This is a genomic window from Pseudomonas sp. PB101 (genome assembly GCF_009764265.1).
In the GTDB taxonomy this organism is placed as follows: Bacteria; Pseudomonadota; Gammaproteobacteria; order Pseudomonadales; family Pseudomonadaceae; genus Aquipseudomonas.
On record NZ_RWIR01000077.1, the window covers coordinates 45,575 to 63,875 of the forward strand.

The window sequence follows — 18,301 nt, forward strand, 5'->3', positions numbered from 1 at the left end:
CCCGATGGCACAGAAGATCATCCGCGTCGGCGACATCGAGATTGCCAACGACAAACCCATGGTGCTGTTCGGTGGCATGAACGTGCTGGAAAGCCGTGACATGGCCATGCAGGTTTGCGAAGAGTATGTGAAGGTCACCGAAAAGCTCGGTATCCCTTACGTGTTCAAGGCCAGTTTCGACAAGGCCAACCGGTCTTCTGTGACCTCCTATCGTGGTCCTGGCCTGGAAGAAGGCATGCGCATCTTCCAGGACATCAAGCAAGCCTTCGGCGTGCCGATCATCACCGACGTCCACGAGCCTGATCAGGCCGCGGTCGTCGCTGAAGTCTGCGACATCATCCAGTTGCCGGCCTTCCTGTCGCGCCAGACCGACCTTGTGGTCGCGATGGCCAAAACGGGCGCAGTGATCAACATCAAGAAAGCCCAGTTCCTCGCGCCTCAGGAAATGAAGCACATCCTGAACAAGTGTGTGGAAGCGGGTAACGATCAGTTGATCCTCTGCGAGCGTGGTTCGAGCTTCGGCTACAACAACCTGGTCGTCGACATGCTCGGCTTCGGCATCATGAAGCAGTTCGAATACCCGGTGTTCTTCGACGTGACCCACGCGCTGCAAATGCCTGGTGGTCGCGCCGATTCCGCCGGCGGTCGTCGCGCCCAGGTCCTCGACCTGGCGAAGGCCGGCATGAGCCAGTCGCTGGCCGGCCTGTTCCTGGAAGCCCACCCGGATCCGGACAACGCCAAATGCGACGGTCCTTGCGCCTTGCGCCTGGACAAACTGGAGCCATTCCTGGCCCAGCTCAAAGCTTTGGACGAACTGGTGAAGAGTTTTCCGACGGTAGAAACCGCGTAACATCGAAATCCGACTGTAGGAGCCGGCTTGCTGGCGATGGGTCCGTAAGGACGCTATCGCCAGCAAGCCGGCTCCTACAAGTGTGACCTCAAGTTATAAAATCGAGCAGTAAGCGTTTTCGTCAACTTTGGAGTGTTTACAACAATGGCTAAAATCGTCGACATCAAAGGTCGTGAAGTTCTCGACTCCCGTGGCAATCCCACCGTGGAAGCGGACGTGCTTCTCGACAACGGCATCATCGGCAGTGCCTGCGCGCCGTCCGGTGCTTCCACTGGCTCGCGTGAAGCGCTCGAGCTGCGTGATGGCGACAAGAGCCGTTACCTGGGCAAGGGCGTCCTGAAGGCCGTAGGCAATATCAACGGTCCGATCCGCGACCTGTTGAAAGGCATGGACCCAAGCGACCAGAAAGCGCTCGATCTGGCAATGATCAAGCTCGACGGCACTGAAAACAAAGGTTCCCTGGGCGCCAACGCGATCCTCGCCGTTTCCCTGGCCGCGGCCAAGGCAGCAGCACAGGACCAGGACCTGCCGTTGTACGCTCACATCGCCAACCTGAACGGCACCCCGGGTGTCTACTCGATGCCGGTTCCGATGATGAACATCATCAACGGTGGCGAGCACGCCGATAACAACGTCGACATCCAGGAGTTCATGGTTCAGCCGGTTGGCGCCAAGTCCTTCTCGGAAGGTCTGCGCATGGGCACCGAGATTTTCCACCACCTCAAAGCCGTGCTGAAGGCTCGTGGCCTGAGCACTGCCGTTGGTGACGAAGGTGGTTTCGCGCCGAACCTGGCTTCCAACGAAGACGCACTGAAAGTGATCTCCGAAGCCGTTGCCAACGCCGGTTACAAGCTGGGCACCGACGTGACCCTGGCCCTGGACTGCGCGGCCAGCGAATTCTACGAAGACGGCAAGTACAACCTGTCCGGCGAAGGCCAGGTGTTCACCGCCGAAGGCTTCGCTGACTACCTCAAAGGCCTGACCGAGCGTTACCCGATCATCTCCATCGAAGATGGCCTGGACGAGTCCGACTGGGCTGGCTGGAAGATCCTCACCGACAAGATCGGCGAGAAAGTCCAACTGGTCGGCGACGACCTGTTCGTGACCAACACCAAGATCCTGAAAGAAGGCATCGATAAAAAGATCGCCAACTCGATCCTGATCAAGTTCAACCAGATCGGCACCCTGACCGAAACCCTGGAAGCCATCCAGATGGCCAAGGCTGCCGGTTACACCGCCGTGATCTCGCATCGCTCCGGCGAAACCGAAGATTCGACCATTGCCGACCTGGCCGTGGGCACCTCGGCTGGCCAGATCAAGACCGGCTCCCTGTGCCGTTCCGACCGCGTTTCCAAGTACAACCAACTGCTGCGTATCGAAGAGCAGTTGAATGGTAAAGCCAAGTACAACGGTCGCGGCGAATTCCGCGGCTAAGCAGTACATGGTAAAAAAGACACCGGATTGTGTCGGAAAAATCGCTCCAGCGACGTTTTTGCCACTAATCTGATGCCTTATCAGCACAAGCCTGGTTCTTCCAGGCTTCGTGCTATCAGAAGCTTCACGTTTGGCATGGCTGTCTTTTTTCACTGGATACCTGATATTCGATGCGCAGTCCCAATTGGTTGTTCCTCATCCTGCTTTTGTTGCTGGCTGGCCTGCAGTACCGCCTGTGGGTGGGAAATGGCAGCTTGGCGCAAGTGGCCGAGTTGACTCAGCAGATTGCGGATCAGCAGGCTGAGAACCAGGCCTTGCTGGAACGTAATCGGGTGATGGACGCCGAAGTCAGTGAGTTGAAAAAGGGCATGGAGACCGTTGAAGAACGGGCTCGCCATGAGTTGGGCATGGTCAAGGACGGTGAAACCCTTTACCAGTTGGCCCAATGATTAATTCGTTGCCGGCCTTCTGGGCCGTGATTCCTGCCGCGGGCGTCGGTGCCCGTATGGCCGCGGACCGTCCCAAGCAATACTTGCAACTGGGCGGGCGCACTATTCTCGAACACAGCCTCGGCTGTTTCCTCGATCATCCTGCTCTGAAAGGCCTGGTGGTCAGTGTCGCTGTCGACGATCCTTATTGGCCAAACCTGGCGTGTGCCAGTGACCCGCGCATTGCCCGGGTCGAGGGCGGTTCCGAACGTTCAGGGTCGGTGCTCAATGCCTTGCTGCACCTGCATGCGCAGGGCGCTGATGATGAGGATTGGGTACTGGTTCACGATGCCGCACGGCCGAATCTGGCCCGTGATGATCTCGATAAATTGTTGGGCGAACTGGCGGATGATCCGGTCGGTGGTTTGTTGGCGGTTCCGGCACGGGATACGCTCAAACGGGTCGACAAACACGGTCGTGTGGTCGAAACCGTGGATCGCAGCGTGATCTGGCAGGCCTACACGCCGCAGATGTTTCGTCTCGGGGCGTTGCATCGGGCTTTGGCGGACAGCCTGGTGGCGGATGCACTGGTGACCGATGAAGCCTCGGCCATGGAATGGGCCGGTTTGGCACCACGCCTGATCGAAGGGCGCTCCGATAACCTCAAGGTTACGCGTCCTGAAGACCTTGAATGGTTGCGCCAGCGTTGGGCCAATCGTCGCTAATTGGCGTACTCGGGCCGCTCGGCCAACCCCTCCTTCAAAAAATCCACCAACTTGCGCACCTTCGGCGACAAATGCCGCTGTTGCGGATACAGCGCCCAAACCGCTGTATTCGGCGGTTGATGAGGTTCCAACAACGAAATCAACGCGCCGCTTTTCAAGTGCTCCAACACGTAATAGTCCGGCAACTGACACAGTCCTACGCCTTGCAGCGCGGCATCCAGAACCGCTTGCCCACTGTTGCAACGCCAGTTTCCCTGCACCCTTTGCGAAAATTCCCGCCCGTTCTGCTCCAGTTGCCAAAGGTCCGAACTGCCGATGAGGCAGTTGTGGCGGCTCAGCTCCGACAGGCTGTGCGGGCGGCCGTAGCGTTCAAGGTAGGAGGGTGATGCGCAGAGAAACATTCGCCTCGGCGCGAGGCGGGTGGCAACAAGTCGTGAGTCCTGCAAACGCCCGAGGCGGATCGCCAGATCGAGGCCTTCATGGACCAGGTCGAGTTGCCGGTTGGTCAGTTCGATATCAATGCGCAGTTGCGGATACAACCCCATGAACCGCGTCACCAGCGGCACGATGAAGCGTTCGCCATAAGCCACGGCGCAGGTCATGCGCAGCATGCCTTTGGGTTCGCTGGTCAAGTCGCCCACTGCGCGCAATGCCTCTTCGCGTCCGTCCTGCAGGCGCTGGCAGTGTTGCAGAAAGGTTTGCCCGGCTTCAGTCAGTGTGACGCGCCGGGTACTGCGATAGAGCAGGCGAGTCTGCAAACGCTCTTCCAGGCGTACGATTTGTCGACTGACGTGTGAGGAAGAAACCCCCAGGCGTTCCGCCGCCGCAGTGAACTGACTGCATTCGGCAACGGCGACAAACTCGTCGATCCCTTCCCAGCGATTTTCGGACATCAATGATTATCCCTGTGCGGCAATAATATTTTGCATTTGCATCGATTATTCATCGTTGAGCCATGTATTACACTCCCTGTCTCGTTTTTATTCACTGGAGACTCACCATGATCAAGTCGCGCGCCGCCGTTGCCTTCGAGGCCAAGAAGCCCCTCGAAATCGTTGAAGTGGATGTCGCCATGCCCAAGGCTGGCGAAGTCTTGCTGCGTGTGGTGGCCTCCGGTGTCTGCCATACCGATGCCTACACCTTGTCCGGCGCCGACCCGGAAGGCATCTTCCCGTCGATCCTCGGCCATGAAGGTGGTGCGATTGTCGAGGCCATCGGCGAAGGCGTGACCTCTGTTGCGGTCGGCGACCATGTGATCCCGCTGTACACCCCGGAATGCCGCCAGTGCAAATTCTGCCTGTCGGGCAAAACCAACCTCTGTCAGGCGATTCGCGCAACCCAGGGCAAAGGCTTGATGCCCGACGGTACTTCGCGTTTTTCCTACAAGGGCGAAACGATTTTCCACTACATGGGTACTTCGACCTTCTCCGAGTACACCGTGCTTCCGGAAATCTCCGTGGCCAAAATTGCCAAGGAAGCGCCGCTGGAAAAAGTCTGCCTGCTGGGCTGCGGCGTCACTACCGGGATCGGTGCAGTGCTCAACACCGCCAAGGTGAAACCGGGTGATACCGTGGCCATTTTCGGCCTAGGCGGCATCGGTCTGTCGGCAGTGATTGGTGCCGTGAAAGCCAAGGCAGCGCGCATCATCGCCATCGACATCAACCCGGCCAAATTCGAGATCGCCAAGCAGTTGGGTGCAACCGATTGCGTCAACCCGAAAGACTTCGATCGTCCGATTCAGGAAGTCATCGTCGACATGACTGACGGCGGTGTCGATTTTTCCTTCGAGTGCATTGGCAACGTGCAATTGATGCGTGCGGCGCTGGAGTGCTGCCACAAAGGCTGGGGCGAGTCGGTCATCATCGGTGTTGCCGGTGCTGGTCAGGAAATCGCCACCCGCCCGTTCCAGTTGGTCACCGGCCGCGTCTGGCGCGGTTCGGCGTTTGGCGGCGTGCGCGGCCGTACCGAGCTGCCGAGCTATGTGGAAATGGCCGAGACCGGCGAGATTCCGCTGGATACCTTCATCACCCACACCATGGGCCTGGAAGATATCAACAAGGCGTTTGACCTGATGCATGAAGGAAAAAGCATCCGTTCCGTCATCCATTTCTGAGGTCTGTCATGAGCCTGGAAAATATCTCCTGCCAGAAAAGCTTCGGCGGCTGGCACAAACGCTACCGCCATCGCTCGCAAGTGCTCGGCTGCGACATGGTGTTCGCCGTGTACCTGCCGCCACAGGCAGAGCAGGGCGGCAAGCTGCCGGTGTTGTACTGGCTGTCCGGCCTGACCTGCACCGACGAGAACTTCATGCAAAAGGCCGGCGCCATGCGCATGGCCGCCGAGTTGGGGCTGATCATCGTCGCCCCCGACACCAGCCCGCGCGGTGCCGATGTGCCGGGCGATCCGGATGGCGCTTGGGACTTCGGCCTCGGTGCTGGCTTCTATCTGAATGCCACCCAGGAACCTTGGTCGCGCCACTATCGGATGCATGACTATGTCGTGCAGGAATTGCCGACATTGGTCGAAGCCCATTTCCCTGCGTCGGACAAGCGCGGCATCAGCGGTCACTCCATGGGTGGTCACGGCGCGCTGGTCTGTGCCTTGCGCAATCCGGGGCGCTATCTGTCGGTGTCGGCGTTCTCGCCCATCAACAATCCGATGGATTGCCCGTGGGGACAGAAAGCGTTCTCCCGCTATCTGGGGGAGGACCGTTCGAAATGGCGTGAATGGGACGCCTGTGCGTTGATTGCCGAGGCCGAAGAAAAGCTGCCGCTGCTGGTCGACCAGGGTGATCGCGACGATTTCCTTGCCACCCAGCTCAAGCCGCAAGCCTTGCAACAGGCGGCCAAGCTGGCCGGTCACCCGCTGACGTTGCGCCTGCAACCCGGCTACGACCACAGCTATTTCTTCATCGCGAGCTTCATCGAAGATCACTTGCGGCATCACGCGCATGCTCTGGTTGGCTAATGCAGGTAGAATCACGCCCTGACAAAATTCGGGGCGTTTTTTTATGCGTATTGGCCACGGCTATGATGTGCACCGTTTCGCTGAAGGCGATTTCATCACTCTGGGCGGCGTGCGTATTGCACACGGCTTCGGGTTGCTCGCGCATTCCGACGGTGACGTCCTGCTGCACGCCTTGAGCGATGCCTTGCTCGGCGCCGCTGCGCTCGGCGACATCGGCAAGCACTTCCCGGATACCGACCCGCAATTCAAGGGCGCCGACAGCCGTGTGCTGTTGCGTCACGTCGTCGCACTGGTCCATGCCAAAGGCTGGAAAGTCGGCAACGTCGATAACACCATCGTTGCCCAGGCGCCGAAAATGGCCCCGCATATCGAATCGATGCGCGCGCTGATTGCCGCGGATCTTCAAGTAGAGTTGGATCAAGTGAACGTGAAAGCTACCACCACCGAAAAGCTCGGCTTTGTCGGTCGCGAAGAAGGCATTGCCGTGCACTCCGTTGCCTTGTTGCTGCGCGCATGAACGAACTGCAATTGCTCGGCCCGCGGGCTTACGGTGAGACCCTCGGCACGGCGGTACTGAAAGCCATCGCGGAAGACTTCCAGGTCGACGAAGTCCTCGACATTCCCCTTAGCGGCGACGGCGAACACCTGTGGATCTGGGTGGAAAAGCGCGGCCTGAATACTGAGGAGGCGGCTCGGCGGATTGCCAAGGCGGCGGGTGTACCATTGCGCACCGTCAGCTATGCCGGGCTCAAGGACCGTCAGGCCCTGACGCGTCAGTGGTTCAGCGTGCAATTGCCGGGCAAGGCTGATCCGGATCTGTCGGCGGCAGAAAACGACACGCTTAAAATCCTCAAGACCAGCCGGCACAAACGCAAGCTGCAACGCGGGGCGCACTCGGCCAACGGTTTCACGTTGCGCCTGACGCAATTCGCCGGCAACAAGGCCGCGCTTGAAGAGCGTCTGCAACTGATCGCCAAACAGGGCATCCCCAATTATTTTGGTGCCCAGCGTTTCGGCCATGACGGCGGCAACGTCGTCGACGCCCGTGCCTGGGCTGCGCGCAAGGCGTTGCCGGAGCAGCGCAATGTGCGCTCGCGGCTGCTCTCCACGGCGCGCAGTTTTCTGTTCAATCAGGTGCTGGCCGCACGTGTCGCCGATGGCACCTGGCAGCGTGCCCAGGTGGGCGATCTGCTGGCATTCACCGACAGCCGCAGCTTTTTCCCGGCAGGCGAAGCCGAGTGCAGTGACCCGCGCCTGGCGATTCTCGATCTGCACCCGACCGGTCCCCAGTGGGGCGAAGGTGACTCGCCGGCCACGGGGGTTGTCCATGAACTGGAGCAGGCGATTGCTGCACGCGAAGCGGACCTTCGCGATTGGTTGATCAGCGCCGGAATGAGCCACGAACGTCGCATCCTGCGGCTGCCCATTGGCGGGTTGACGTGGCATTATCCCTCGCTGGACATTCTGCAACTGGAATTCGTCCTGCCGGCCGGATGCTTCGCCACCGTATTGGTGCGTGAGCTTGTTGATCTGGTGCCGGTGGGGCAGACGGACAGCCCATGCGTATTCTGATTTCTAACGACGATGGGGTAACCGCACCCGGACTCGCCGCGCTTTATGCTGCGCTGGCGGATTACACCGAGTGCGTGGTTATCGCCCCGGACCAGGACAAAAGCGGCGCCAGCAGTTCGCTGACGCTCGACCGTCCGTTGCACCCGCAAACCCTGGCCAACGGCTTTATCAGCCTCAACGGCACACCCACCGATTGTGTGCACCTGGGCCTCAACGGCCTGCTGGAGCGCGAAGCGGACATGGTGGTTTCCGGTATCAACCTGGGTGCGAACCTGGGGGACGATGTGCTGTATTCCGGTACGGTGGCGGCGGCCCTCGAGGGGCGTTTCCTGAAACACCCTTCATTTGCCTTTTCGCTGGTCTCACGCCAGGTAGATAACCTTCCCACGGCGGCCCATTTCGCGCGCAAACTGGTCGAAGCCCATGCTGACCTGGATCTGCCACCGCGCACGGTACTGAACGTGAACATTCCCAATTTGCCGCTGGAGCGAATCCGCGGTATCCAGCTGACTCGCCTGGGCCATCGCGCCCGAGCCGCGGCACCGATGAAGGTGGTGGATCCGCGGGGCAAGTCCGGTTACTGGATCGCCGCTGCCGGGGATGCCGAAGACGGCGGCCCGGGTACCGATTTCCATGCGGTGATGCAGGGTTATGTTTCGATCACGCCGCTGCAGCTGGATCGCACGTTCAATGATGCCTTTAGAAGTCTGGACGGCTGGCTGGAGGGACTGCGCTGATGGGTCGCGAACAAGACGATATGCTGCGTCGCGGCATCGGCATGACCTCCCAGCGAACCCGGGAGCGGCTCATCCAGCGCCTGTACGAAGAGGGTATCTCCAACGCCAGGGTGCTGGAGGTCATTCGCCGGACCCCGCGCCACCTGTTCGTCGACGAAGCGCTGGCGCATCGTGCCTATGAAGACACTGCGCTGCCGATCGGCAACAACCAGACCATCTCCCAGCCTTATATGGTGGCGCGCATGAGCGAGCTGCTGCTGGAGGCAGGTCCCCTCGACAAGGTGCTGGAGATTGGCACCGGGTCGGGTTATCAGACGGCGGTGCTGTCGCAACTGGTCGAGCGTGTGTTCTCGGTCGAGCGCATCAAGGTCCTGCAGGATCGGGCAAAGGAACGCCTGGTCGAACTGAACCTGCGCAACGTGGTGTTCCGCTGGGGCGATGGTTGGGAAGGCTGGCCGGCCCTGGCGCCGTATAACGGGATTATCGTCACCGCGGTAGCGACCGATGTGCCTCAGGCATTGCTTGACCAGTTGGCACCGGGAGGGCGAATGGTGATCCCGGTCGGGTCTGGCGAAGTGCAGCAATTGATGCTGATCATCCGCGAGGAGCAGGGCTTTTCCAGGCATGTTCTGGGGGCTGTACGTTTCGTGCCATTGCTCAATGGGCCACTGGCCTGAGCATTTGTTTCGGCACGCTGAATTCTCTTCGATTGCCTTTGTCTTACAGCGGCATCGTTCAGTTAAACGGAGTTTATCGTCAGGCAGCAAACGTGTGCGCGACAGCGATTCGCCACATTAAAGGTAAAGCGTGCACGGCCCGTTATACTTGCGACAGTTCATGCCGGACTCCGGTATTTCATATTTTCAGCCACCACAGAGGGAGCGGCGGGTGAGTCTCACAGTCATTGCGCAGCGTATGAGTAAAACGAGCTTTCAGCGCCTGGTGACTGGCCTTGTCTTGAGCACATTGCTGGTCGGTTGTTCCAGCAACAAATCCAGTGATGTCCGTGTCGTGGATCGCAACAATGCCGCGCCTCAGCGCCCGGCCGTGACCACGGGGCAATACGTGGTGCGTCCCAAGGACACCCTGTTCTCCATCGCTTTCCGTTACGGCTGGGACTACAAAGCCCTCGCGGCGCGCAACAACATTCCTGCGCCCTACACCATCCATCCGGGTCAGACGATTCGCTTTGATGGTCGCACCGATTCAACGTCGACCGCGGTGGCCGGTACGTCCGGTTCAACACCTTCGTCGTCGAGTAAAACCACGGTCATCCGTCGTTCGGCAAACGGTACGACCACCAGTACGACGACGGTTGTACCGTCCGTCGCGAGCAAGCCTGCACCCGCTCCCTTGCCCCCGCCCGGGCCAGCCCCGACCGGCTGGGGATGGCCATCTAATGGCATTCTGATTGGAAAATTCTCTTCAAACGGTAGTTTGAATAAAGGAATTGATATCGCCGGAGATTTGGGACAGCCTGTTTTAGCTGCGTCTGATGGGACGGTGGTATACGCCGGGAGTGGCTTAAGGGGCTACGGCGAATTAGTGATCATCAAACACAGTGAAACCTACGTCAGTGCCTACGGACATAACCGCAGGCTGTTGGTTCGGGAGGGGCAGCAGGTCAAGGTCGGACAGACAATTGCCGAAATGGGGTCAACGGGTACAGACCGGGTGAAACTGCATTTTGAGATTCGCCGCCAAGGTAAACCTGTAGATCCGCTGCAATTCCTGCCACGTCGTTGATTGCTTACCAGCCTGTTCCTCGCGTAGAGGGGACAGGCTCCAGCGTTGCCAGGGAGAAAGGCGCCGCTTGAGCTTGAGGTCGAACTCACCAAAGGACTATAACAATGGCTCTCAGTAAAGAAGTGCCGGAGTTTGACATCGACGATGAGGTTCTCCTGATGGAGAGCAGCATCGATACGGATTCGATGTCGAATGATGAAGGGGCGGCTCCACCTTCCGTTCGTGCCAAATCCAAACACTCCGCATCGTTGAAACAACACAAGTACATTGACTACACGCGGGCACTCGATGCCACGCAGCTGTATCTCAATGAAATTGGTTTCTCTCCCCTGCTTTCACCCGAAGAAGAAGTTCATTTTGCGCGCCTGTCGCAAAGTGGCGATCCGGCCGGGCGCAAACGCATGATTGAAAGCAACTTGCGGCTGGTGGTGAAAATCGCCCGGCGCTATGTCAATCGTGGGCTGTCGCTGCTGGACCTGATCGAAGAGGGCAACCTCGGCTTGATCCGGGCGGTGGAGAAGTTCGATCCGGAACGCGGTTTCCGCTTCTCGACCTACGCGACCTGGTGGATTCGCCAGACCATCGAACGCGCAATCATGAATCAGACCCGGACCATCCGGTTGCCGATCCATGTGGTCAAAGAGCTGAACGTGTACCTGCGGGCCGCGCGGGAGCTGACGCAAAAACTCGACCATGAACCCTCACCCGAAGAAATCGCCAACCTGCTGGAAAAACCGGTGGGAGAGGTCAAGCGCATGCTCGGCCTTAACGAACGGGTTTCTTCGGTCGACGTCTCGCTGGGTCCGGATTCGGATAAAACCCTGCTTGATACCCTCACTGACGACCGCCCAACCGATCCATGCGAACTGTTGCAGGACGACGACCTGTCCCAGAGCATCGATCAGTGGCTCTCGGAACTGACCGACAAGCAACGCGAAGTGGTTGTACGCCGCTTCGGCCTGCGTGGTCATGAAAGCAGCACCCTTGAAGACGTAGGCCTGGAAATCGGCCTGACCCGTGAGCGGGTCAGACAGATTCAGGTGGAAGGCTTGAAGCGGCTGCGCGAGATCCTCGAAAAAAATGGTCTGTCGAGTGAGTCGCTGTTCCAATAAGGCGCTCACTGCGATGGCTTGAAAAACCCCGAATGGCTCGGGGTTTTTTTTGCCTGGGCAAAAGACCGGATCTCCACGGGATTTTGGTTTTGTGTTGTAAGCCCAGGCTTACACTTGCGTAAGTGTTCGCTATTTTTACACCCTGGCAATCGTCCATGCGTAGCGCCGATAATCGCTATCCATATGATTTATATTGATATTTTTTATTATGAATGGCGTGTGACAGCCAGACAGCACACCGGGGGGCGATTGATCCTGAAGGGGAAAGCTCTAGTATGGCGCTTGTGTCGACGGACAGACACGTCCTTCAAGGATGAAGGAAATGGACATCGCAGGACGCGATTCATCAGGACGATGAAAAGGAACACAGGGAATAAGGAAAAAATGTGGGCGGGTCAAACCGCCCCTTTTTTTTGCCCGCAGAAAAGCAAAAAGGCCCTTGTGGGGCCTTTTTCGCGAACGCGGGGGTAATCAGCGTTCGAGGTCTGCGATCTTGCCTGGCTTGCCGTCCCATTCCGCGGAATCGGGCATTGGATCCTTGCGTTCGGTGATGTTCGGCCAGATATCGGCCAACTCAGCGTTCAGCTCGATGAAGTTCTCCATGCCGGCCGGAACCTCATCTTCGGAGAAGATAGCCACAGCAGGGCATTCAGGTTCGCACAGCGCGCAATCGATGCACTCATCCGGGTGAATCACCAGGAAATTCGGGCCTTCGTAAAAGCAGTCCACCGGACAGACTTCTACGCAGTCGGTGTACTTGCACTTGATGCAGTTGTCGGTGACGACGAAGGTCATTTCTAATTTTCTCCTCAGGCGCGGCTTGCTGCGCCCCTTCTCGTAGGGGTCGCCAGGTTCGGGAGCGATAGTCTGCTGGCCAGGCTATTAGCCAGCAGCATCCCAAACCGCGCGAGATTCTAACAGCTTGCAAGCCGCTGCGTTAGATCCGTGTCTTTAGTGTATAGAGCATTTCTAGAGCACGACGTGGTGTCATGTCGTCCAGGTCGAGCTTGGCCAGGTCATCCAGCACCGGGTGCGGCAGGCTGGCAAACATGTCGCTTTGCTGTGGAGCAGCCGGTTTGCCCTTGGCAGGTGCCGGCGACTCATGGGGCAGGGCGGTGTCTTCCAGGCGGCTCAAATGCTCGCGCGCACGGGTAATGACCTCGGTCGGTACGCCTGCCAGTTGTGCCACGGCCAGGCCGTAACTCTGGCTGGCCGGGCCGGGCAGCACGTGGTGCAGGAACACGATGCGTTCGTTGTGCTCGGTGGCATTGAGGTGCACGTTGGCTACCAGCGGCTGGGCCTCCGGCAGCACGGTCAGTTCGAAGTAGTGAGTGGCGAACAGCGTGTAGGCACGCAGATGCGCCAGGCGTTCGGCCGCCGCCCATGCCAGCGACAGACCGTCGAAGGTACTGGTGCCGCGCCCGACTTCGTCCATCAGCACCAGGCTGCGCTCGGTGGCGTTGTGCAGAATGTTCGCGGTTTCGCTCATTTCCACCATGAAGGTCGAGCGCCCGCCGGCCAGGTCATCGCTGGAGCCGATCCGGGTGAAGATGCGGTCGACCAGCGACAACTCGCAACTGGCCGCCGGCACGAAGCTGCCGATGTGCGCCAGGAGCACGATCAATGCGGTCTGACGCATGTAGGTGGATTTACCGCCCATGTTCGGACCGGTAATCACCAGCATGCGAGTGTTGTCATCCAGGCTCAGGTCGTTGGCCACGAACGGCGTGGTCAATACTTGCTCGACCACCGGGTGACGACCCTGGCTGATGCGCATGCAAGGCTCGCTGACGAAGCGCGGGCAGTTCAGGTCGAGGTTCAGCGCTCGCTCGGCCAGGTTGCTCAACACGTCAAGTTCGGCCAGAGCGCCGGCGGTGTCCTGCAGGGGTGGCAGCTGGCTGATCAGATCTTCGAGCAGCGCCTCGTACAGCATCTTCTCGCGGGCCAGTGCGCGGCTCTTGGCTGACAGTGCCTTGTCTTCGAACGCCTTGAGTTCCGGCGTAATGAAACGCTCGGCACCTTTGAGCGTCTGGCGGCGGATATAGTCGGCCGGTGCCGATTCCGCCTGCTTGCTCGGCAGCTCGATGAAGTAACCGTGGATGCGGTTGTAACCGACCTTCAGGTGCGACAGGCCGGTGCGGGCTTTTTCCCGTGCTTCGAGGTCGATCAGGAATTGACCGGCGTTTTCACTCAGCGACTGCAGTTCGTCGAGTTCGCTGTCGTAGCCGGTTTTCAGCACGCCGCCGTCACGAATGACCGCGGGCGGATTGTCGATGATGGCTTTTTCCAGGAGCGCCGCCAATTCCGGGTAGGTGCTGGTGATGGTGGCGAGTTGCTGGAGGTGGGGGGCTTCGAGCTCCGTCATTGCCACTTGCAGTGCAGGCAATGCACCCAAGGCGTCGCGCAAGCGGGCGAGGTCGCGTGGGCGGGCATTGCGCAGGCCGATCCGCGCGAGGATCCGCTCGATGTCACCGATCTCCTTGAGCTGCGGTTGCAGCCTTTCAAAGCGGTAGCCGTCGAGAAGGCAGGTGATCGAAGTCTGACGCGCCAACAGCACGGTCAAATCGCGTAACGGGCGATTCAGCCAGCGGGTCAGCAGGCGACTGCCCATGGCGGTCTGGCAACGGTCCACCACCGATTGCAGGGTGTTGTCGCGGCCGCCGGCCAGGTTGGTGTCGAGCTCCAGGTTGCGACGGCTGGCGCCATCGAGCACCACGGTGTCGTCCAGGCGCTCATGACGCAGGCTGCGCAAATGGGGTAGGGCGGTACGCTGGGTTTCCTTGGCGTAGGCCAGCAGGCAGCCGGCGGCGCCGATCGCCAGGGTCAGGTTTTCGCAGCCAAAGCCTTTGAGATCCTGGGTCGAGAATTGCTGGCACAGGCTTTTGAACGCCGAATCGCGCTCGAAATCCCATGGCGCACGACGGCGTACGCCGCGGCGCTTTTCCGCCGGCAAGTCCTTGGGCCAATCATCCGGGATCAGCAGTTCCACCGGGTTGACCCGCTCCAGCTCCGCCAGCAGATTTTCCCAACCCTTGATCTCCAGTACGCTGAAGTTGCCGCTGGTGATGTCCAGCACCGCCAGGCCGAACAGGCGTTCATCACCCAGCACGGCAGCGATCAGATTGTCCCGACGCTCATCCAACAGCGCCTCGTCACTCACCGTCCCTGGCGTGATGATGCGCACAACCTGGCGCTCCACCGGCCCTTTGCTGGTGGCCGGGTCGCCGACCTGCTCACAGATCACCACCGATTCGCCAAGCTTCACCAGTTTTGCCAGGTAACCTTCGGCGGCATGGTAAGGAATCCCGCACATCGGAATCGCCTGCCCGGCCGACTGCCCGCGAGCGGTCAGGGTGATGTCCAGCAACTTGGCGGCCTTCTTCGCGTCTTCATAGAAGATCTCGTAGAAGTCGCCCATGCGGTAGAACATCAGCTGGTCCGGGTGCTGGTTTTTCAGGCGCCAGTACTGTTGCATCATGGGGGTGTGGGAGGACAGGTCGGAGACGGCTTTATTCATCGGATTGTCAGGAAGCTCGTTGAAAGAGGTGGGGCAAAAGCGGGGCGACGGCCAGGCTTTTCCGCGATGGGCGCAAGGTTACCATGGGCGGTCTTCCCGACGCAGGCATCGCGGTCGGGTGGCATCTTTTACGATGCAAAAATCATGTTATGCATAGATTATGCAAATTGGCATTTGTCTTCTTCGATAAGAACAAGCACTATGCGTGATATGCAAAAACGCAACGTATCAACTGTCTTGAGAGCATTGCTCGATCAGCACGGGATCTCCCCCACGGAGCTTCACCGTCGTACCGGCGTGCCTCAATCCACGCTCTCGCGCATTCTCGGCGGGAAGATCGTCGATCCTTCGGATAAACATATTTCGAAGATCGCCGAGTATTTCTCCGTGAGCACCGACCAGTTGCGTGGCCGCGCGAAGGTCGCGCCTGCCTCTAACGCCGGGCGCGCTCCCGAGCATTCGGAACTCAAGGATATAAGTCTGTGGGACGACGATACCCCCGTCGATGACGACGAGGTGTCGGTCCCCTTTCTTCGTGAGGTTGAATTGGCTGCGGGATCGGGAAGATTCGTCATCGAAGAAAGCGAGCGCTCTAGCCTGCGCTTCGGAAAGCGTAGCCTGCGCCATAATGGCGTGCAGTTCGACCAGGCCAAATGCGTCACAGTGCGGGGCAACAGCATGTTGCCGGTATTGCGCGATGGCGCCACGGTCGGCGTGAATGCCGGCAAGTGCGGCATTGGCGATATCGTTGACGGCGACCTTTATGCGATCAATCACAATGGTCAATTACGGGTGAAGCAGTTGTATCGTCTACCGACCGGGATTCGCCTGCGCAGCTTCAACCGCGACGAACATCCGGATGAAGACTACACCTTTCAGGAAATCCAGGAGGAGCCGATTGTCATCCTCGGGCATGTCTTCTGGTGGGGCATGTACGCCCGTTAGAACCTGTACGCTCAGATAAAACCCGCTTCTCGAGCGGGTTTTTTTTCGTGTGCTGAAAGCATTGGATTGTCTTGTTCGATGCGTTTGTGCATTGACTGAATATGCATCAGTGCATAATCTGGTTGCCTATCTGGCGTAATCATTCACTCAAGGAGGCATGAAATGACCGCTGAGCAATATGCGTTGCTGGACATGCCTCTGTGGCTGGTCATCAGCCTGCCAATACTCGGTGGCGTTACCGGTGAAATGTGGCGTGCCGACAAAGAGGGCGTTCGTGGTTGGTCCCTTGTCCGGCGTCTGAGCCTGCGGTCTGGCTCCAGCATGGTCTGCGGTGCTTCGGTCATCATGCTGCTGCACGCCGCCAATGTTTCCATTTGGGCTGCTTGTGCGGGTGGTTGCCTGGCAGCGATGGCCGGGACAGACGTCGTTTTGGGGTTGTATGAGCGTTGGGCGGCCAAGCGCCTGGGGATCGGTCATGCCCCTCCCGGTGACGTCGAAGAATGATACCTGGGCAGGCCTTTTCCAGAGCCTCTGGTTCTTTACATTTTGATCGCTCCAGTCGCTTGCAAGTGCGGTCTGCTCGTGTACGGTTAACCCATCCCGCCCCATCAGGAGATGACCGTGAAAGTAATCACCCAACTCGCCGCTGACCTTGGCAGGCAATTGCAGGTTCTCAATGCCCACGTCACCACAGCCGAGTCTTGTACCGGTGGTGGTATCGCCGAGGCAATCACCCGTATCCCCGGGAGTTCGGCCTGGTTCGAGGCCGGTTATGTCACCTACTCCAACCGGCAGAAAACCCTGCAACTGGATGTCCCGGTGGAGCTGTTCACCAGCGTGGGCGCGGTCAGCCGCGAGGTGGTCGAGGCCATGGTGCGGGGGGCGCAGAAGAAAAACAGCGCGTATTTTTCCGTGGCGGTCAGTGGTATCGCCGGTCCGGATGGTGGAACGGCAAACAAGCCGGTGGGCACGGTATGGCTGGCCTGGGGCGTTGGAGACAAGGTGTTCTGTGAGCGGCAGCACTTCCCGGGTGATCGCGATGACGTCCGCCGACAAACGGTGAAGGCCGCGCTAGAGGGGCTGCTGCGGTATGCCACGGCAGAAATCTCAAATCAGGGGTAGGCGATCCGGAATCGCTGTGGAATAATACTGGCTACTTATACAGGTGTTGGCCGTCAGGCCTTATTGATTACGTGAGGACTTTAATGGACGACAACAAGAAGAAAGCCTTGGCTGCGGCCCTGGGTCAGATCGAACGTCAATTCGGCAAGGGTGCCGTAATGCGTATGGGCGATCAGGACCGTCAGGCGATCCCGGCCATTTCCACTGGCTCTCTGGGTCTGGACATTGCTCTCGGCATCGGCGGCCTGCCAAAAGGCCGTATCGTTGAAATCTACGGTCCTGAATCTTCCGGTAAAACCACGCTGACCTTGTCCGTGATCGCCCAGGCTCAAAAAGCCGGTGCGACCTGCGCATTCGTCGACGCCGAGCACGCACTCGACCCTGAATACGCCGGCAAGCTGGGCGTCAACGTCGACGACCTGCTGGTTTCCCAGCCGGACACTGGCGAGCAGGCCCTGGAGATCACCGACATGCTGGTGCGTTCCAACGCGGTTGACGTGATCATCGTCGACTCCGTGGCCGCGCTGGTGCCAAAGGCTGAAATCGAAGGCGAAATGGGTGACATGCACGTGGGCCTGCAAGCCCGTCTGATGTCCCAGGCGCTGCGTAAAATCACCGGTAACATCAAGAACGCCAACTGCCTGGTGATCTTCATCAACCAGATCCGCATGAAAATCGGTGTGATGTTCGGCAGCCCGGAAACCACCACCGGTGGTAACGCACTGAAGTTCTACGCATCGGTTCGTCTGGACATCCGTCGTACCGGCGCGGTGAAAGAAGGTGATGAAGTCGTTGGTAGCGAAACCCGCGTCAAGGTTGTGAAGAACAAGGTGGCTTCGCCGTTCCGTCAGGCCGAGTTCCAGATTCTTTACGGCAAAGGCATCTACCTCAATGGTGAGATGATCGACCTGGGTGTTCTGCACGGTTTTGTTGAGAAGTCCGGTGCCTGGTATGCCTATGAAGGCACCAAGATCGGTCAGGGCAAGGCCAACTCGGCCAAGTTCCTGGCAGACAACCCGGAAATTGCGGCCAAGCTGGAGAAGCAACTGCGTGACAAGCTGCTGTCCCCGTCATCGGTAGCTGACGCCAAAGCTTCTGCGGTCAAAGAGACCGAAGACGACCTGGTTGACGCTGACATCTGATCGA

At 59.1% G+C, this 18,301-nt stretch carries 19 protein-coding genes; 16 read left to right on the top strand and 3 right to left on the bottom strand.

Going from position 1 to position 18,301, the window contains the following annotated elements:
• Positions 1-4 precede the first annotated feature (4 nt).
• The 4 genes from kdsA to ispD all read left to right on the top strand — a co-directional run bounded on the left by kdsA (position 5) and on the right by ispD (position 3,437).
• Positions 5-850, top strand: a complete 846-nt coding sequence (gene kdsA / locus EI969_RS23815) for a 3-deoxy-8-phosphooctulonate synthase (protein ID WP_150718434.1) — start codon at positions 5-7, stop codon at positions 848-850.
• A gap of 144 nt (positions 851-994) precedes the next feature.
• Positions 995-2,284: a phosphopyruvate hydratase gene (eno, locus tag EI969_RS23820; RefSeq protein WP_160389939.1), complete on the top strand. Its 1,290-nt coding sequence runs from the start codon at positions 995-997 to the stop codon at positions 2,282-2,284.
• 170 nt (positions 2,285-2,454) lie between these two features.
• Positions 2,455-2,733, top strand: a complete 279-nt coding sequence (gene ftsB / locus EI969_RS23825; RefSeq protein ID WP_007970710.1) for a cell division protein FtsB — start codon at positions 2,455-2,457, stop codon at positions 2,731-2,733.
• Positions 2,730-3,437, top strand: coding sequence for a 2-C-methyl-D-erythritol 4-phosphate cytidylyltransferase (ispD, locus tag EI969_RS23830; RefSeq protein WP_160389940.1), 708 nt, complete (start codon positions 2,730-2,732; stop codon positions 3,435-3,437). The genes ftsB and ispD overlap by 4 nt, the downstream gene beginning before the upstream one ends.
• Here the strand turns inward: ispD and EI969_RS23835 are convergent.
• Positions 3,434-4,330 carry a LysR substrate-binding domain-containing protein gene (locus EI969_RS23835; RefSeq protein WP_160389941.1) on the bottom strand — a complete coding sequence of 299 codons (897 nt, stop codon included), beginning with the start codon at positions 4,328-4,330 and terminating at the stop codon, positions 3,434-3,436. The two genes, ispD and EI969_RS23835, sit on opposite strands and share 4 nt — an antisense overlap.
• Before the next feature lie 107 nt (positions 4,331-4,437).
• Here EI969_RS23835 and EI969_RS23840 point away from each other — a divergent pair, with 107 nt between their 5' ends.
• The 8 genes from EI969_RS23840 (at position 4,438) to rpoS (ending at position 11,571) form a co-directional block, all read left to right on the top strand.
• On the top strand, positions 4,438-5,550 hold the full coding sequence (locus EI969_RS23840; RefSeq protein WP_060541048.1) for an S-(hydroxymethyl)glutathione dehydrogenase/class III alcohol dehydrogenase: 1,113 nt from the start codon (positions 4,438-4,440) through the stop codon (positions 5,548-5,550).
• An 8-nt stretch (positions 5,551-5,558) separates the two neighbouring features.
• Positions 5,559-6,404 carry an S-formylglutathione hydrolase gene (gene fghA / locus EI969_RS23845; protein WP_160389942.1) on the top strand — a complete coding sequence of 282 codons (846 nt, stop codon included), beginning with the start codon at positions 5,559-5,561 and terminating at the stop codon, positions 6,402-6,404.
• Between the two features lie 43 nt (positions 6,405-6,447).
• Positions 6,448-6,921, top strand: coding sequence for a 2-C-methyl-D-erythritol 2,4-cyclodiphosphate synthase (gene ispF, locus EI969_RS23850; protein WP_096513149.1), 474 nt, complete (start codon positions 6,448-6,450; stop codon positions 6,919-6,921).
• Entirely contained in the window at positions 6,918-7,976 is a 1,059-nt protein-coding gene (gene truD / locus EI969_RS23855; protein ID WP_160389943.1) for a tRNA pseudouridine(13) synthase TruD, read from the top strand. Before ispF ends, truD begins: the two co-directional genes overlap by 4 nt.
• Entirely contained in the window at positions 7,964-8,713 is a 750-nt protein-coding gene (gene surE, locus EI969_RS23860; protein ID WP_150718441.1) for a 5'/3'-nucleotidase SurE, read from the top strand. Before truD ends, surE begins: the two co-directional genes overlap by 13 nt.
• 41 nt (positions 8,714-8,754) lie before the next feature.
• Positions 8,755-9,390, top strand: a complete 636-nt coding sequence (locus EI969_RS23865; RefSeq protein WP_177323574.1) for a protein-L-isoaspartate(D-aspartate) O-methyltransferase — start codon at positions 8,755-8,757, stop codon at positions 9,388-9,390.
• 211 nt (positions 9,391-9,601) lie between these two features.
• The gene (locus EI969_RS23870) at positions 9,602-10,459 is read left to right on the top strand and encodes a peptidoglycan DD-metalloendopeptidase family protein (RefSeq protein WP_160389944.1); all 858 of its coding nucleotides are present in this window, start codon (positions 9,602-9,604) and stop codon (positions 10,457-10,459) included.
• 104 nt (positions 10,460-10,563) lie between these two features.
• The gene (gene rpoS / locus EI969_RS23875; protein WP_007990225.1) at positions 10,564-11,571 is read left to right on the top strand and encodes an RNA polymerase sigma factor RpoS; all 1,008 of its coding nucleotides are present in this window, start codon (positions 10,564-10,566) and stop codon (positions 11,569-11,571) included.
• 471 nt (positions 11,572-12,042) lie between these two features.
• On the opposite strand, the gene fdxA is transcribed toward rpoS, so the two are convergent.
• Positions 12,043-12,366: a ferredoxin FdxA gene (gene fdxA / locus EI969_RS23880; protein WP_007970729.1), complete on the bottom strand. Its 324-nt coding sequence runs from the start codon at positions 12,364-12,366 to the stop codon at positions 12,043-12,045.
• Between the two features lie 142 nt (positions 12,367-12,508).
• Positions 12,509-15,088: a DNA mismatch repair protein MutS gene (gene mutS, locus EI969_RS23885; protein WP_160389945.1), complete on the bottom strand. Its 2,580-nt coding sequence runs from the start codon at positions 15,086-15,088 to the stop codon at positions 12,509-12,511.
• A 210-nt stretch (positions 15,089-15,298) separates the two neighbouring features.
• On the opposite strand from mutS, the gene EI969_RS23890 reads away from it, so the two are divergent.
• The 4 genes from EI969_RS23890 (at position 15,299) to recA (ending at position 18,297) form a co-directional block, all read left to right on the top strand.
• Complete coding sequence (locus tag EI969_RS23890) at positions 15,299-16,033, top strand: XRE family transcriptional regulator (protein ID WP_160389955.1); 735 nt, start codon at positions 15,299-15,301, stop codon at positions 16,031-16,033.
• A gap of 162 nt (positions 16,034-16,195) precedes the next feature.
• Complete coding sequence (locus EI969_RS23895) at positions 16,196-16,537, top strand: phage holin family protein (RefSeq protein WP_160389946.1); 342 nt, start codon at positions 16,196-16,198, stop codon at positions 16,535-16,537.
• A gap of 117 nt (positions 16,538-16,654) precedes the next feature.
• Positions 16,655-17,155, top strand: a complete 501-nt coding sequence (locus EI969_RS23900) for a CinA family protein (protein ID WP_160389947.1) — start codon at positions 16,655-16,657, stop codon at positions 17,153-17,155.
• 83 nt (positions 17,156-17,238) lie between these two features.
• Positions 17,239-18,297 (top strand): recombinase RecA, encoded by a 1,059-nt coding sequence (recA, locus tag EI969_RS23905; RefSeq protein ID WP_150718448.1) that lies wholly within the window; start codon positions 17,239-17,241, stop codon positions 18,295-18,297.
• The last annotated feature ends 4 nt before the right edge of the window (positions 18,298-18,301 follow it).

Excerpts from the sequence above, each read along its gene's own strand:
- kdsA (WP_150718434.1), top strand. The coding sequence starts at position 5 with ATGGCACAGAAGATCATCCGCGTCGGCGACATCGAGATTGCCAACGAC.
- eno (WP_160389939.1), top strand. The coding sequence starts at position 995 with ATGGCTAAAATCGTCGACATCAAAGGTCGTGAAGTTCTCGACTCCCGT.
- ftsB (WP_007970710.1), top strand. The coding sequence starts at position 2,455 with ATGCGCAGTCCCAATTGGTTGTTCCTCATCCTGCTTTTGTTGCTGGCT.
- ispD (WP_160389940.1), top strand. The coding sequence starts at position 2,730 with ATGATTAATTCGTTGCCGGCCTTCTGGGCCGTGATTCCTGCCGCGGGC.
- EI969_RS23835 (WP_160389941.1), bottom strand. The coding sequence starts at position 4,330 with ATGTCCGAAAATCGCTGGGAAGGGATCGACGAGTTTGTCGCCGTTGCC.
- EI969_RS23840 (WP_060541048.1), top strand. The coding sequence starts at position 4,438 with ATGATCAAGTCGCGCGCCGCCGTTGCCTTCGAGGCCAAGAAGCCCCTC.
- fghA (WP_160389942.1), top strand. The coding sequence starts at position 5,559 with ATGAGCCTGGAAAATATCTCCTGCCAGAAAAGCTTCGGCGGCTGGCAC.
- ispF (WP_096513149.1), top strand. The coding sequence starts at position 6,448 with ATGCGTATTGGCCACGGCTATGATGTGCACCGTTTCGCTGAAGGCGAT.
- truD (WP_160389943.1), top strand. The coding sequence starts at position 6,918 with ATGAACGAACTGCAATTGCTCGGCCCGCGGGCTTACGGTGAGACCCTC.
- surE (WP_150718441.1), top strand. The coding sequence starts at position 7,964 with ATGCGTATTCTGATTTCTAACGACGATGGGGTAACCGCACCCGGACTC.
- EI969_RS23865 (WP_177323574.1), top strand. The coding sequence starts at position 8,755 with ATGACCTCCCAGCGAACCCGGGAGCGGCTCATCCAGCGCCTGTACGAA.
- rpoS (WP_007990225.1), top strand. The coding sequence starts at position 10,564 with ATGGCTCTCAGTAAAGAAGTGCCGGAGTTTGACATCGACGATGAGGTT.
- fdxA (WP_007970729.1), bottom strand. The coding sequence starts at position 12,366 with ATGACCTTCGTCGTCACCGACAACTGCATCAAGTGCAAGTACACCGAC.
- mutS (WP_160389945.1), bottom strand. The coding sequence starts at position 15,088 with ATGAATAAAGCCGTCTCCGACCTGTCCTCCCACACCCCCATGATGCAA.
- EI969_RS23890 (WP_160389955.1), top strand. The coding sequence starts at position 15,299 with ATGCAAAAACGCAACGTATCAACTGTCTTGAGAGCATTGCTCGATCAG.
- EI969_RS23895 (WP_160389946.1), top strand. The coding sequence starts at position 16,196 with ATGACCGCTGAGCAATATGCGTTGCTGGACATGCCTCTGTGGCTGGTC.
- recA (WP_150718448.1), top strand. The coding sequence starts at position 17,239 with ATGGACGACAACAAGAAGAAAGCCTTGGCTGCGGCCCTGGGTCAGATC.